General features: G+C 58.6%; 12 protein-coding genes. 5 read left to right on the top strand and 7 right to left on the bottom strand.

The window, feature by feature from the left end:
- The first annotated feature begins 2 nt into the window (after positions 1 to 2).
- The 5 genes from ftsZ to mutT all read left to right on the top strand — a co-directional run bounded on the left by ftsZ (position 3) and on the right by mutT (position 6592).
- Positions 3 to 1154, top strand: coding sequence for a cell division protein FtsZ (gene ftsZ, locus OKC40_RS07920; protein WP_005336147.1), 1152 nt, complete (start codon positions 3 to 5; stop codon positions 1152 to 1154).
- Positions 1155 to 1253: 99 nt separating this feature from the next.
- Complete coding sequence (lpxC, locus tag OKC40_RS07925; RefSeq protein WP_005336146.1) at positions 1254 to 2177, top strand: UDP-3-O-acyl-N-acetylglucosamine deacetylase; 924 nt, start codon at positions 1254 to 1256, stop codon at positions 2175 to 2177.
- A gap of 140 nt (positions 2178 to 2317) precedes the next feature.
- The gene (locus OKC40_RS07930) at positions 2318 to 3223 is read left to right on the top strand and encodes a M23 family metallopeptidase (RefSeq protein ID WP_042058684.1); all 906 of its coding nucleotides are present in this window, start codon (positions 2318 to 2320) and stop codon (positions 3221 to 3223) included.
- Positions 3224 to 3281: 58 nt separating this feature from the next.
- Positions 3282 to 6002 carry a preprotein translocase subunit SecA gene (secA, locus tag OKC40_RS07935; protein ID WP_270794724.1) on the top strand — a complete coding sequence of 907 codons (2721 nt, stop codon included), beginning with the start codon at positions 3282 to 3284 and terminating at the stop codon, positions 6000 to 6002.
- A gap of 185 nt (positions 6003 to 6187) precedes the next feature.
- Positions 6188 to 6592 carry an 8-oxo-dGTP diphosphatase MutT gene (gene mutT / locus OKC40_RS07940; RefSeq protein ID WP_270794725.1) on the top strand — a complete coding sequence of 135 codons (405 nt, stop codon included), beginning with the start codon at positions 6188 to 6190 and terminating at the stop codon, positions 6590 to 6592.
- Positions 6593 to 6669: 77 nt separating this feature from the next.
- Here mutT and yacG read toward each other — a convergent pair whose 3' ends face one another.
- The 7 genes from yacG to tapA all read right to left on the bottom strand — a co-directional run bounded on the left by yacG (position 6670) and on the right by tapA (position 12748).
- Positions 6670 to 6864, bottom strand: a complete 195-nt coding sequence (gene yacG, locus OKC40_RS07945) for a DNA gyrase inhibitor YacG (RefSeq protein WP_033138127.1) — start codon at positions 6862 to 6864, stop codon at positions 6670 to 6672.
- Between the two features lie 12 nt (positions 6865 to 6876).
- Positions 6877 to 7599 carry a cell division protein ZapD gene (gene zapD / locus OKC40_RS07950; RefSeq protein WP_042058692.1) on the bottom strand — a complete coding sequence of 241 codons (723 nt, stop codon included), beginning with the start codon at positions 7597 to 7599 and terminating at the stop codon, positions 6877 to 6879.
- A gap of 37 nt (positions 7600 to 7636) precedes the next feature.
- On the bottom strand, positions 7637 to 8251 hold the full coding sequence (gene coaE / locus OKC40_RS07955; protein ID WP_270794727.1) for a dephospho-CoA kinase: 615 nt from the start codon (positions 8249 to 8251) through the stop codon (positions 7637 to 7639).
- Positions 8252 to 8264: 13 nt separating this feature from the next.
- Positions 8265 to 9137: a prepilin peptidase gene (locus tag OKC40_RS07960; RefSeq protein ID WP_270794728.1), complete on the bottom strand. Its 873-nt coding sequence runs from the start codon at positions 9135 to 9137 to the stop codon at positions 8265 to 8267.
- A gap of 61 nt (positions 9138 to 9198) precedes the next feature.
- Entirely contained in the window at positions 9199 to 10440 is a 1242-nt protein-coding gene (locus OKC40_RS07965; protein WP_234605458.1) for a type II secretion system F family protein, read from the bottom strand.
- 154 nt (positions 10441 to 10594) lie between these two features.
- Entirely contained in the window at positions 10595 to 12301 is a 1707-nt protein-coding gene (gene tapB / locus OKC40_RS07970) for a PilB family type IVa pilus assembly ATPase TapB (RefSeq protein ID WP_270794730.1), read from the bottom strand.
- 3 nt (positions 12302 to 12304) lie between these two features.
- Positions 12305 to 12748: a type IVa pilus major pilin TapA gene (tapA, locus tag OKC40_RS07975; RefSeq protein WP_319878101.1), complete on the bottom strand. Its 444-nt coding sequence runs from the start codon at positions 12746 to 12748 to the stop codon at positions 12305 to 12307.
- Positions 12749 to 12798 lie beyond the last annotated feature (50 nt).

The following is a 12798-nucleotide window of genomic DNA, read 5'->3' on the forward strand; positions in this document are numbered from 1 at the left end:
ACATGTTTGAATTTATGGATAGCCACACTGACGAAGCCGTCATTAAAGTGATCGGTGTAGGTGGCGGCGGCGGTAACGCTGTCGAGCACATGGTTCGTCAAAATATTGAGGGTGTTGAGTTCATTACCGTCAACACCGACGCCCAGGCACTGCGTAACTCCAGCGCCAACACAACCCTGCAGATCGGCGGTGGCATCACCAAGGGGCTGGGTGCCGGCGCCAATCCGGAAGTGGGTCGTGATGCGGCCATGGAAGATCGCGAAGCGCTGCGTGAGCTGCTGACCGGTTCCGACATGGTGTTCATCGCTGCCGGTATGGGCGGTGGTACCGGTACAGGTGCTGCGCCGATCGTAGCCGAAGTGGCACGCGAGATGGGCATCCTGACCGTTGCCGTAGTCACCAAGCCGTTCTCCTTTGAAGGGAAGAAACGGATGGGCTTCGCCGCGCACGGTATCGAAGAGCTTTCCAAAAACGTCGACTCCCTGATCACCATCCCCAACGACAAGTTGCTGAAGGTGCTGGGTCGCGGTATCTCCCTGCTGGATGCTTTCAAGGCGGCCAACGATGTACTGCTTGGCGCGGTACAGGGCATTGCCGAGCTGATCACCCGTCCGGGCTTGATCAACGTCGACTTCGCGGACGTGCGTACCGTGATGCGTGAAATGGGTACCGCCATGATGGGTACCGGTTCCGCCTCCGGTGATGACCGTGCCGAAGAAGCTGCCGAGAAAGCCATCTCCAGCCCGCTGCTGGAAGACGTGGATCTGGCCGGTGCCCGTGGCATCCTGGTCAACATCACCGCCGGTATGGACATGACCATCGAAGAGTTCGAAACCGTGGGTAACGCGGTCAAGGCCTTCGCTTCCGAGAACGCTACCGTTGTTGTGGGTACCGTAATCGACCCGGAAATGCACGACGAACTGCGTGTGACCGTGGTTGCTACTGGTATCGGTGCCGAGCGCAAGCCGGACATCACTCTGGTCAAGAGCAGCCAGGTGCAAGAGCGCCCGGTACGTCAGCCGCTGGTCAGCGACATGATGCAAGGCCGCGTGATGGACGAAGCCCCGGCCAAGGTGGTCAACGCCGAGCCGCAAGCTCGTCGCGAACCGGATTACCTGGATATTCCGGCGTTCCTGCGCAAGCAAGCTGACTAAGCCTCTTATGGCTCTTGTTTGTTTGTTGTTCAAGGAATGTGCTAAGATGGCCTGCCAACGACCATCTGGTTCGGATTTTAAGCTGTTTAGGGTACACCCATGATTAGACAAAGAACCTTGAAAACGAGTGTACAGGCGACTGGTGTCGGCCTGCATTCGGGCCGGAAAGTCACCATGACGTTCCGTCCGGCGCCTGTGAACACAGGGATCGTTTACTTGCGTACCGACCTGAATCCTGTGGTGGAGCTGCCAGCCAATGCCGATCAGGTGCGCGATACCGTGCTCTGTACCGCTCTGGTTAACGAAGCCGGTGTCCGTGTCTCTACCATTGAGCACCTCTCTGCCGCGCTGGCCGGGATGGGGATCGACAACCTCTATGTCGAGGTTGACGCGCCCGAGATCCCGGTGATGGACGGCAGTGCGCATCCCTTTATCTACCTGCTGCAGGAAGTCGGGATCCGTGAGCAAAATGCTGCCAAGCAGTTTGTGCGGATCAAGAAGAGCATCCGGGTTGAAGACGGCGACAAGTGGGCGGAATTCCACCCCTATCGCAACGGCTTCAAGATGGATCTCGAGATCGATTTCCAGCATCCGGTCTTTGAAGGTCGCAATCAGCGTTGCGTACTGGACTTCTCCGGTGCCTCCTTCGTGAAAGAGATCAGCCGTGCCCGTACCTTCGGGTTCATGCGTGATATCGAGTACCTGCGTTCCCAGAATCTGGCGCTGGGCGGAAGCCTGGAAAACGCCGTGGTACTGGACGACTATCGGGTACTGAACGAAGACGGTTTGCGTTATGAGGACGAGTTCGTCAAGCACAAGATGCTGGACGCAATCGGTGACCTCTATATGTGTAACCGCAGCATCATCGGTGAGTTCCGTGCCTACAAGACCGGACATGCCCTGAACAACAAGCTGCTGCGTGCCTTGCTGGCCGAGCAGGAGGCTTGGGAACTGGTGACCTTCGAGGGTGAGGGCGACAAAGCGCCTATCGCTTACTACGATAACGGTCTGGTTCTGGCCTGATAGCTGTGCAACGGAACGTCGGTCCTCTCTCCGCACCGACGTTCCGTCATTTGTTTACTCCATCCTTTAATACCGATTATCTCCCGGTTTTATTTCCCGTGCAGGCTCCTGGCCGCACCTGACCGAGCAGACTTAGTTCTATGAGCATTACCCTGATCCTCCACGGCAAGCAGCGACGCAAGTTGCACCTGCCCAAACAACGTCTGGCCTGGGTCGGCGGTATTCTCTTCTCCCTGTTGGCTCTAGGTGGTGGTTGGCTCTGGCAGAGCTGGCACCAGAAAATGGAGGCGCTGGAAGTGGCGCTTGCCGTTGCCGAGCAACAGTCCGTCGACCAGAGTGGCGACGAAGCCCGTGAACAGTTGGCAATGCTGGCTGCTCAGGTGGGCACCATGCAGGGCCAGCTTGGCCGTCTCAATGCCCTCGGCGAACGATTGACCGAGCAGGCCGATCTCGATCCCGACGAGTTCAATTTCAAAGAGCTGCCCCCGATGGGCGGCCCTTCTTATGATGAAGATCTGGAAGTGAGCCTCAACGAGCTGCAAGCCTCGATGAAACACCTCAGCCAGCAGCTCAGCAGCCGCGAAGAGCAGCTGTCGGTACTTGAATCTTTCATCATGAATCACCATATCACCGATGCCGGTTTTATTTCCGGCACGCCAGTCAAACAGGAGCGAGTTTGGGTCTCGTCCGGGTTTGGTGGGCGGGTCGATCCGTTCAACGGGCGTGCCAAGATGCACAAAGGGGTCGATTTCCGTGGCAAACCCGGAACCCCGATTCTGGCCACCGGGCCCGGCATTGTCAGCTGGGCGGGCCGTCATCCGGAATTTGGCAATATGGTGGAGATTAATCACGGCAATGGCCTGGTCACCCGCTATGCCCACAACTCCAGGTTGCTGGTCGAGGTGGGCACCCTGGTTGATCAGGGTCAGAAGATTGCCTTGATGGGACGTACCGGTCGCGCGACCGGGGTCCACCTGCATTACGAAGTGTTGAAAGACGGTCGTCAGGTCAACCCCGCACGCTTTCTCAGTGCCAGCCGGGGTTAGGTTTTTTTCTTCAGTTCCAGTGACGGAACGCTTTTATAACCAGAAATAGTTGGTACCCATGATTAGCACACTGCTTACCAAGATTATCGGCAGCCGGAACGACAGAACGCTCAAGGCTTTGCGCAAAATTGTAAAACAGATCAATGCCATGGAGCCGCAGTTCGAGGCTCTGTCCGATGCCGAGTTGCAGGCCAAAACGGCTGAATACCGTCAGCGTATCGAGCAGGGTGAGACCCTGGAGCAGCTGCTGCCGGAAGCGTTCGCGACCGTGCGTGAAGCCTCCAAGCGGGTGTTCGGCATGCGTCACTTCGACGTGCAGCTGATCGGCGGCATGGTGCTGAACTCCAACCGCATCGCGGAAATGAAGACCGGTGAAGGTAAAACCCTGACCGCAACTCTGCCAGCTTACCTGAATGCCCTGAGTGGCCGTGGCGTGCACGTGGTAACGGTGAACGACTACCTGGCCAAGCGTGATGCGGAAGCGAACCGTCCGCTCTTTGCCTTCCTCGGCATGACCGTCGATTGCAACGTGCCCGGCATGGATGCGTCCCAGAAGCGTGACGCCTACGCCGCCGACATCACCTACGGTACCAACAACGAATTCGGTTTTGACTACCTGCGCGACAACATGGCGTTCTCGCCGGAGCAGCGCGTCCAACGTCCGCTCAACTACGCGCTGGTGGATGAGGTGGACTCGGTGCTTATCGATGAAGCCCGTACCCCGCTGATCATCTCCGGCCCGGCCGAAGACAGCTCAGAACTCTATATTCGCGTCAACAAGCTGATCCCGCTGCTGGTCAAGCAGGACAAGGAAGACACCGAAGAGTACACCGGCGATGGTCACTACACGGTGGACGAGAAGAACCGTCAGGCCCTGCTGACCGAAAACGGCCAGATCTTCGTGGAAGAGCTGCTCAAGAAAGAGGGGCTGCTGGACGAGAACGACTCGCTGTTCTCCGCCTCCAACATCAGCCTGCTGCACCACGTCAACGCCGGTCTGCGTGCTCACACCCTGTTCGAGCGCAACGTGGACTACATCGTCCAGAAAGACGAGATCGTCATCGTCGACGAGCACACCGGCCGTACCATGCCGGGTCGTCGCTGGTCCGATGGTCTGCATCAGGCCGTTGAAGCGAAGGAAGGGGTGAAAATCCAGAACGAGAACCAGACGCTGGCCTCCATCACCTTCCAGAACTACTTCCGTCTCTACAACAAGCTGGCGGGGATGACCGGTACTGCAGATACCGAAGCCTTTGAATTCCAGCAGATTTATGGCCTGGATACCGTAGTTATCCCGACCAACAAGCCGATGGTGCGCAAAGACATGGGCGATCTGGTCTACCTGACCGCCAACGAGAAATATGCCGCCATCATCGAAGATATCCGTCAGTGCGTGGCCAAGGGCCAGCCTGTACTGGTCGGTACCGTCTCCATCGAGAACTCCGAGCTGCTCTCCGGCATCCTGACCAAGGAGAACATTCCGCACAAGGTACTGAACGCCAAGTTCCACGCCATGGAGGCGGAGATCGTCGCTCAGGCGGGCCAGATTGGTGCGGTCACCATCGCCACCAACATGGCCGGTCGTGGTACCGACATCGTGCTGGGCGGCAACTGGCAGGCAGAGATTGCCAAGCTGGAAAATCCGACCAGCGAGCAGATTGCCGAGCTGAAAGCCGCCTGGCAGGTGCGTCACGATGAGGTGCTGGCCGCCGGTGGTCTGCACATTATCGGTACCGAGCGTCACGAATCCCGTCGTATCGACAACCAGCTGCGCGGCCGTTCCGGTCGTCAGGGTGACCCGGGTTCCTCCCGTTTCTACCTCTCCATGGAAGATACCCTGATGCGGATCTTCGCCTCCGATCGCGTGACCGGCATGATGAAGAAGCTGGGCATGGAAGAGGGCGAAGCCATCGAGCACCCGTGGGTCACCAAGGCGATCGAAAACGCCCAGCGCAAGGTGGAAGGTCGCAACTTCGACATCCGCAAGAGCTTGCTGGAGTTTGATGACGTTGCCAACGACCAGCGCAAGGTGGTCTACGAGCAGCGCAACGAGCTGCTGGATACCAACGACATCTCCGAGACCATTCACGTCATCCGTGACGATGTGTACGGTGCGGTGATCGACGAGTATATCCCGCCCCAGTCTCTGGAAGAAATGTGGGACGTGCCGGGTCTGGAAGCGCGCCTGAAGGCCGACTTCGCGCTGGATCTGCCGCTGCAACAGTGGCTGGCGGAAGATGACAAGCTTTATGAAGAGAAGCTGCGCGAGCGCATTCTGGATGAAGCCACCAAGCTCTATGCTCACAAGGAAGAGCTGGTTGGCAAAGAGGTGCTGCGCAACTTCGAGAAAGCGGTGATGCTGCAAACTCTAGATGGTCTGTGGAAAGAGCATCTGGCGGCCATGGATCACCTGCGTCAGGGCATCCATCTGCGCGGTTACGCCCAGAAGAACCCCAAGCAGGAGTACAAGCGCGAATCCTTCGATCTGTTCACCCAGATGCTGGAAACCCTCAAGCGCGACGTGGTCAGCATTCTGAGCCGTGTCCAGGTCCAGGAGCGTGATGTGGAAGCGATGGAAGAGCAGCAGCGCCAGCAGGCGGAAGCCGCTCCCCGTACCTACACCCATGCCGCCGCAGAGAGCCAGCTGGCCGATGAACAGGCCACAGGCGAAGAGGGTCACACCACCTTCGTGCGCGATGAGCAGAAGATCGGTCGCAACGATCCCTGCCCGTGCGGCTCCGGCAAGAAGTACAAGCACTGCCACGGTCAGTTGACCTGATCGACGCAGTGCCATGACAAGGCGGGCCCGGTGCCCGCCTTGTTTTTGTCAGAGGGTGGCGAAGTCACCGGGGTGGCGCCACTTGGTGAAGGGTTATCGGATATCAGGCATCATCGGCCGCTCACCCAGCCGGAGGTTGGGCGCATCGAACGGCCCAGTCAGGCATAGTGTGCAAAGGTAACAAGATGGAACAGAAAAAGCGGATCTGGGTGGCGGTTGGCGTCATCGAGAATGAACAAGGCGATATCTTCATCGCCAGACGCTCCTCCGATCGCCATCAGGGAGATCGCTGGGAGTTTCCCGGTGGCAAGGTAGAGTCGGGCGAGGATCTGCTCACCGCGCTGGACAGAGAGCTGTGGGAAGAGATCGGCATCCGGGTGCAGGATTGCACTCCCTTCATGGAGTTGCAGCACGACTACCCCGAAAAGCAGGTCTTGCTGGATATCTGGAAGGTGACCCGTTTCAGCGGCGAACCGTTTGGCAAGGAGGGGCAGGAGTGTCTGTGGGTGCCGGTGGCAGAGCTGCACAACTACCACTTCCCCGATGCCAATGGCCCGATTGTGGCGCGGCTACAGGGCCAGCTGGCGTGAGCCGATAGCAACCAACAAGCATCAAAAAAGGGCCCGTCGGCCCTTTTTTCATTTTACAGAGGTGAGTGACCACTGGCTTATAGCCACTGATCGCCCTCTTCCGGCTCCGGCAGCAGATCCGGGTTGATCTCCCCCGGAATGCGCTTCTCTTCATCGGCCCATTCGCCGAGATCGATCAGCTGGCAGCGCTTGCTGCAGAAGGGGCGAAACGGACTCTGCGGACCCCACTCCAGCTCGGTTTGGCAAGTCGGGCATTTGACCTTGGTGACCATCAGGATGTCTCCTTAGCAGCAGGCAAGCTGGAACGTCACATCGCCAATCGGCTGTTCTGCGGTGGGCAGAAAACGCAGGGCGAAGCGGTTCTTGTGGCCGCTCAGGGTCGGGTAGCAGAACAGATTGCCCGGCAGCTTGATGCGGATAAGCTCGGCGCTCTCTGCAGTGTCCTGGAAGAAACCGTTGCTGGCAACCTGCTCACTGAAGCTGCCTGACTCACGCCACAGGCGCAGCAACAGGGTGATGGCATTCATCAGCAGGTTGATGTCGCTCAGCCAGCCCTGCATCTGCTGGTGACGGGTGATGGCCGGAGTACCGAGCCAGTGGTGCAACTGCGGTACATCGAAGGCACACAGGCCACCGGGGATGGAGAAACGCTGGCGGATGGAGCCGAGCAGACGATCCTCTTTCAGGCGGGCACCCGGGCGTGGCGAGTTGAGCAGGTTGCGGGAGAGCTGGCTGCTCTCTTGCTGCATCTGCTTGATCTGTTCCAGATCGACATCGGGCAGGCTGGCCCAGTGGCTCAGACGCTGGCCGAGACGCTCCAGATCCTTGATGAGGTCGGCGCGCAGGTCACCACGCTCCAGCAACTCCTGCAGATCGAACAGCCCCTTGAAGAAGGCGATATGTGCCCAGGATTGTTCACTCTCCAGATTGTCGCGGATCTGGGAAAACAGGGACTCCAGACGAAGATAGGTCCGGCTTTTTTCATTAAGGGGGAAATCGTAAATCATGCCTAATCCTGGCCAGCCATAAACCGGCCTAGTGTACTCACACTTGGCGGGCTTGTTGAGAGGCAATTGCCAGATATGTCTCGTGCAGCGCCAAAATCCGCGTTTTAATCGCCATTTCGCTGCCATTGTGGTTTTCGATGACATCATCCGCCGCGGCAAGGCGCTCCGGCCGGCTCGCCTGGGCGGCGATAATGGCCTTGGCCTGCTCGGCCGATACCCCATCCCGACGGCAGGTGCGCTCAATCTGGGTGGCTTCATCCACATCGATCACCAGCACCCGATTGGCGAGGCCGGTGAGTTTGTTCTCCACCAGCAGCGGCACCACCAGCAGGCAGTAAGGTGAACTGGCTGCGGCACACTGGCGCAGCATTTCGCTGCGAATCAGCGGGTGGAGCAGAGCATTGAGCCACTCCTTGGCCTGTGGGTCGCTAAAGACCCGCTCGCGCAGGGCGCGACGATCGAGTTGACCGCTCTGATCAATCACATCCGGGCCAAAATGGTCGGCGATGGCGGCAAGGGCCGGGGTGCCCGGCTCAACGACCTCGCGGGCGATCACATCGGCATCCACCACCTCGATACCCAGCGCGGCAAACTGATTGGCAATTGTGGTTTTGCCGCTGCCGATACCACCTGTGATAGCAACTACATACATGTGGGCCTCTTGCTCAAAGCAGGGTAGAGAGATACCAGCGGGTGATGGTATCGCCCCACAACAGGGCGATCCAGCCCGCGATGGCGAGGTAGGGGCCGAAGGGGATAGGCTTGCCCTGATGGTGTTTGTGCAAGGCGATCAGGCTGATGCCGATCACGGCGCCGACCAGGGATGAGAGCAGCAAAATAATGGGCAGCGCCTGCCAACCGAGCCAGGCGCCGAGGGCCGCCAGCAGCTTGAAGTCGCCATAGCCCATTCCCTCTTTGCCAGTGAGCAGCTTGAAGGCCCAGTAGAGGCTCCAGAGCACCAGATAGCCCGCCATGGCGCCAATCACTGCATCCGCCAGCGGCACAAAGCCTCCCGCCAGGTTGAACAGCAGCCCGCCCCACAGCAGTGGCAGAGTGAGCTGGTCGGGCAGCAACATCTTGTCGAGATCGATAAAGGTGAGGGCGAGCAGCACCCAGGTGAGCAACAGGGCGGCCAGCGTGCTCCAGCCCGGTGTAATCACCATAGCAACAGCCACCGAGAGCAGGGCGGTCAGCAGCTCTACCAGCGGATAGCGGGCCGAGATGGGGGCCTGACAGTCGCGGCAACGCCCCTTGAGCCAGAGCCAGCTCAGCAGCGGGATGTTCTCCAGCGCAGTGATGGCGTGACCACAGTGAGGGCATGCAGAGCGCGGTACCATCAGGTTGTAGCGCTCTGGCGCAGTGGCCTCCTCATCGGGGGCGAAGTAGCTGCGATACTCGGCCTGCCACTCCCGCTCCAGCATGATAGGCAGGCGATGGATCACCACGTTAAGGAAACTGCCGATCATCAGGGAGAAGAGAAAAACCAGCGAGAAGTAGAGCCAGGGCAAGCCGTGAGCCAGCTCGATAAGAAGTGTCATAACCAACCGTCAGTCATTAAATGAGGGGGAGGGCATGGCGGTAGCGCCATGCCCTGATGAATCAGCCTACCACGTCGCCAAGCTTGAAGATGGGCAGGTACATGGCGATAACCATGCCGCCGACCAGCACCCCGAGAACTACCATGATGAGGGGTTCCAGCAGGCTGGTGAGGCCATCGACCAGATCATCCACCTCCTGTTCGAAGATGGTGGCAACCTTGGAGAGCATATCATCGATGGCACCGGACTCCTCACCGATCATCACCATCTGGATCACCATGTCGGGGAAGAGATCAACGGTGCGCATCGCCACGTTGATCTGCATACCGGCCACCACCTCGTTGCGGATGGCCATGACCGCGGTGCGATAGACATAGTTGCCGGAGGCGCCTGCCGCCGAAATCAGCGCATCCACCAGCGGGATACCGGCGGAGAAAGTGGTCGACAGAGTGCGGGCAAAGCGGGCCATGGCGGCCTTGTGCAGGATCATCCCGACCACCGGAATGGTGAGTACAAACTTGTCGGTGTTGTCTTTCACCTTTTGGGAGGCGCGCCAAGCCCGTACATAGAGGAAGATGCCAAGGGCTGAGCCACCAAAGAAGACATACCACCAGTTCTGCATAAAGCGGGAGATGCCGATGACAAACTGGGTGAACACCGGCAGCTCGGCACCGAAGCTTTTGAAGATATCCTCGAACTGCGGAATGACGAACAACAGCAGGATGGAGGTCACCACGATGGCCACCAGAATGACCATGGTGGGGTAGAACATCGCCTTCTTGATCTTCGATTTGAGTGCTTCCGATTTCTCCCGGTAAGTGGCGATACGGTCGTAAATGGTCTCCAGCGCACCGGATTGCTCACCGGCTTCCACCAGATCGCAGTAGAGATCGTCAAAGTAGCGGGGATGACGGCGCAGCGCCTCCGACATGGGGGTGCCGGTCTCCACATCGGCGGCAATCTGACCCATCAGTTCGCGCATCGAGGCCTTCTCGTGGCTGCGGGCGATGATCTGCAGGCTCTGCACCAGTGGCACGCCAGCGGAGAGCATGGTGGTGATCTGGCGGGAGACGATGGCGATATCCATCGGTTTGATCTTGGCGCCACCCTTGGAAAAGAGCCCCTGGGATTTCTTGGCCACCTTGGTGACGTTGACCCCCTGCTTGCGCAGTTCGGCCTTGACGGTGTTGATGCTGTCGGCCTGCAGCTCGCCGGAGACCTTCTGCCCCTTGCGGTTTACCCCGTGCCAGCGGAAGGCGAAGACTTTCTTGGGGGCATTGTTCTTCTTGGTTAGGGTTGCCATCTTTGCATCCTGCAATTGGGTCGGGCGCCAGCCCTTATGACACAAACGTCCGATGACGTAGCGTTAATCCTGTTTCCCTGCGCGAATGTCCGATTACGCAATGCTAATCGAACCTAGGCACCGAGTATTAGCGGCGACTGTTTCGCCACGCGAATTAGTTGGTGGTAACCCGGTTGACCTCTGCCAGACTGGTGACTCCAAGTCGGGCCTTCTCCAGCCCCGAGGTACGCAGGGTACGCATCCCCTCTTTTTGGGCAATCGCCGCGATTTGCAGCGAGTTCGCCCCCTGCATGATCAATTTGGCGATGTTCTCTGACATCAGCATGATTTCGTAAATGCCGACTCGCCCCTTGTAGCCGCCGGAACACTCCTTGCAACCGACCGGTTTGAACAGTCGCAATCCGGCCGCCAGCTGCTGCGGGGTAAATCCCAGCTCCAGCAGTTCGGCTTCCGGCACCACCTCCGGCGCCTTGCAGTGGTCGCACAGTTTTCGGGCCAGCCGCTGGGCCATGATCAGGGTCACCGAGGAGGCGATGTTGAAGGCGGGCACCCCCATGTTCATCATCCGGGTCAAGGTCTCGGCCGCCGAGTTGGTGTGCAGGGTGGAGAGCACCAAGTGACCGGTCTGTGCTGCCTTGATGGCGATCTCGGCGGTTTCGAGATCACGGATCTCCCCTACCATTACCACATCCGGGTCTTGCCGCAAGAAGGATCGCAGGGCACTGGCGAAGGTGAGCCCCGCTTTGGGGTTGACCTGCACCTGGTTGACGCCGGGCAGGTTGATCTCTACCGGATCTTCGGCGGTGGAGATGTTCACCTCGGTGGTGTTGAGAATATTGAGGCCGGTATAGAGCGAGACGGTTTTGCCCGAGCCGGTGGGGCCGGTCACCAGGATCATCCCCTGCGGCTTGGAGAGGGCGCGCAGGTATTGCGCCTTCTGTCGGTCATCAAAGCCGAGTTGTTCGATATTGAGCCTCGCCGCCGAGGAGTCGAGCAGACGGATCACGATCTTCTCCCCCCACATGGTGGGCAGGGTGTTGACCCGCATATCCATCGACTTGTTGCGCGACAGCTTCAGCTTGATGCGGCCATCCTGCGGCAGCCGCCGCTCGGCGATATCGAGCCGCGCCATCACCTTGAGGCGGGCGGAGAAGCGGTTGGCCAGATTGACCGGCGGGGTGGCGATCTCGTGCAGGATGCCATCGATGCGAAAGCGGACCCGATACTTGAACTCGTAGGGTTCGAAGTGCAGGTCGGAGGCGCCGCGCTTGATGGCATCCATCATGATTTTGTTGATGTACTTGACGATGGGAGCATCGTCATCGGCAGTATTGACGCTCTCATCCAGCCGACTGTTCTCGTCGGAGACCTCGAGATCCGAAATCTCGGATTCGTCGATATCCTCCATGCCGAGGGCGTCGTTCTCGCTCTCCAGCAGCTTGGCTATGGCGGCGGTGAGCTTGTTCTCCTCCACCAGCAGCGCCTCGGTATGGAGCCCGAAGCTGAAGCCGAAATCCTCCAGTGCCGACACATTGGTCGGATCCGACATGGCGATATAGAGGGTGTGGCCCTGGGTATAGATGGGCAACACGTGGTGCTTGTCGATCAGCTTTTGATTGAGGAACTTCTGCGGGATCTCGGCCAAATCGAAGGCGGCAAGATCCAGCAGAGGTACCCCATACTCCAGCTCGCAAAAATCTGCCAATGCCTTGCTGTCGAGGATGCTGTTCTCTATCAGAAAGGTCACAAAGGGTTTTCGCTGGGCCTTGGCCTGGCTCAGATAGCGCTGGGAGTCCTCTTCACTGATCAGTGAAGAGGCGGCCAGGCTTAACGCCAGGCCGCTATTAGGGCTAGAGGTCATGCGTTAGCAAAGGCCGCTAGTTTTACAGCTTCCAGTTACAGCCCAAGTAACCTTGCCATCAGCCTGGACTGTGGGGGTAATAACGTAGTTTTGTGTTGCCCCAAAGGTTGCAGATTTACCTGTTGCAGTTACAGCATTTGTTGTCGGACTTACTATCACAGAATCAACTTCGCCTGTACCTGCACCAGCGGCTATGTCAGCAGGCACACCATTAGAGCCTGAGTCGCAAGTTGAAAGTGCTCCGCTTGCAACTGCGGTTGTCTGGGCACAGATCTCAATGGCTGTCTTGTAGGGGCCAACAGCAGAAACAACCTCAGAAAACTTCGCGCGTTTGGTGTAGGTTTGATACGCTGGCAGCGCTACCGCCGCCAAAATGGCCACGATCGCGACCACGATCATCAGTTCAATAAGGGTAAAGCCCGACTGTTTCTTCATTTTGCTGTTCATGGAAAATATCCTTTTATCCTTGGTTCCTGGGAAGTGCCGGTAGAAAACCA

It is taken from the genome of Aeromonas sp. QDB11, from assembly GCF_027705265.1.
GTDB classification, from domain to species: Bacteria; Pseudomonadota; Gammaproteobacteria; order Enterobacterales; family Aeromonadaceae; genus Aeromonas; species Aeromonas allosaccharophila.

Coding starts and splice junctions, on each gene's coding strand:
- ftsZ (WP_005336147.1), top strand. CDS start 3: ATGTTTGAATTTATGGATAGCCACACTGACGAAGCCGTCATTAAAGTG.
- lpxC (WP_005336146.1), top strand. CDS start 1,254: ATGATTAGACAAAGAACCTTGAAAACGAGTGTACAGGCGACTGGTGTC.
- OKC40_RS07930 (WP_042058684.1), top strand. CDS start 2,318: ATGAGCATTACCCTGATCCTCCACGGCAAGCAGCGACGCAAGTTGCAC.
- secA (WP_270794724.1), top strand. CDS start 3,282: ATGATTAGCACACTGCTTACCAAGATTATCGGCAGCCGGAACGACAGA.
- mutT (WP_270794725.1), top strand. CDS start 6,188: ATGGAACAGAAAAAGCGGATCTGGGTGGCGGTTGGCGTCATCGAGAAT.
- yacG (WP_033138127.1), bottom strand. CDS start 6,864: ATGGTCACCAAGGTCAAATGCCCGACTTGCCAAACCGAGCTGGAGTGG.
- zapD (WP_042058692.1), bottom strand. CDS start 7,599: ATGATTTACGATTTCCCCCTTAATGAAAAAAGCCGGACCTATCTTCGT.
- coaE (WP_270794727.1), bottom strand. CDS start 8,251: ATGTATGTAGTTGCTATCACAGGTGGTATCGGCAGCGGCAAAACCACA.
- OKC40_RS07960 (WP_270794728.1), bottom strand. CDS start 9,137: ATGACACTTCTTATCGAGCTGGCTCACGGCTTGCCCTGGCTCTACTTC.
- OKC40_RS07965 (WP_234605458.1), bottom strand. CDS start 10,440: ATGGCAACCCTAACCAAGAAGAACAATGCCCCCAAGAAAGTCTTCGCC.
- tapB (WP_270794730.1), bottom strand. CDS start 12,301: ATGACCTCTAGCCCTAATAGCGGCCTGGCGTTAAGCCTGGCCGCCTCT.
- tapA (WP_319878101.1), bottom strand. CDS start 12,748: ATGAACAGCAAAATGAAGAAACAGTCGGGCTTTACCCTTATTGAACTG.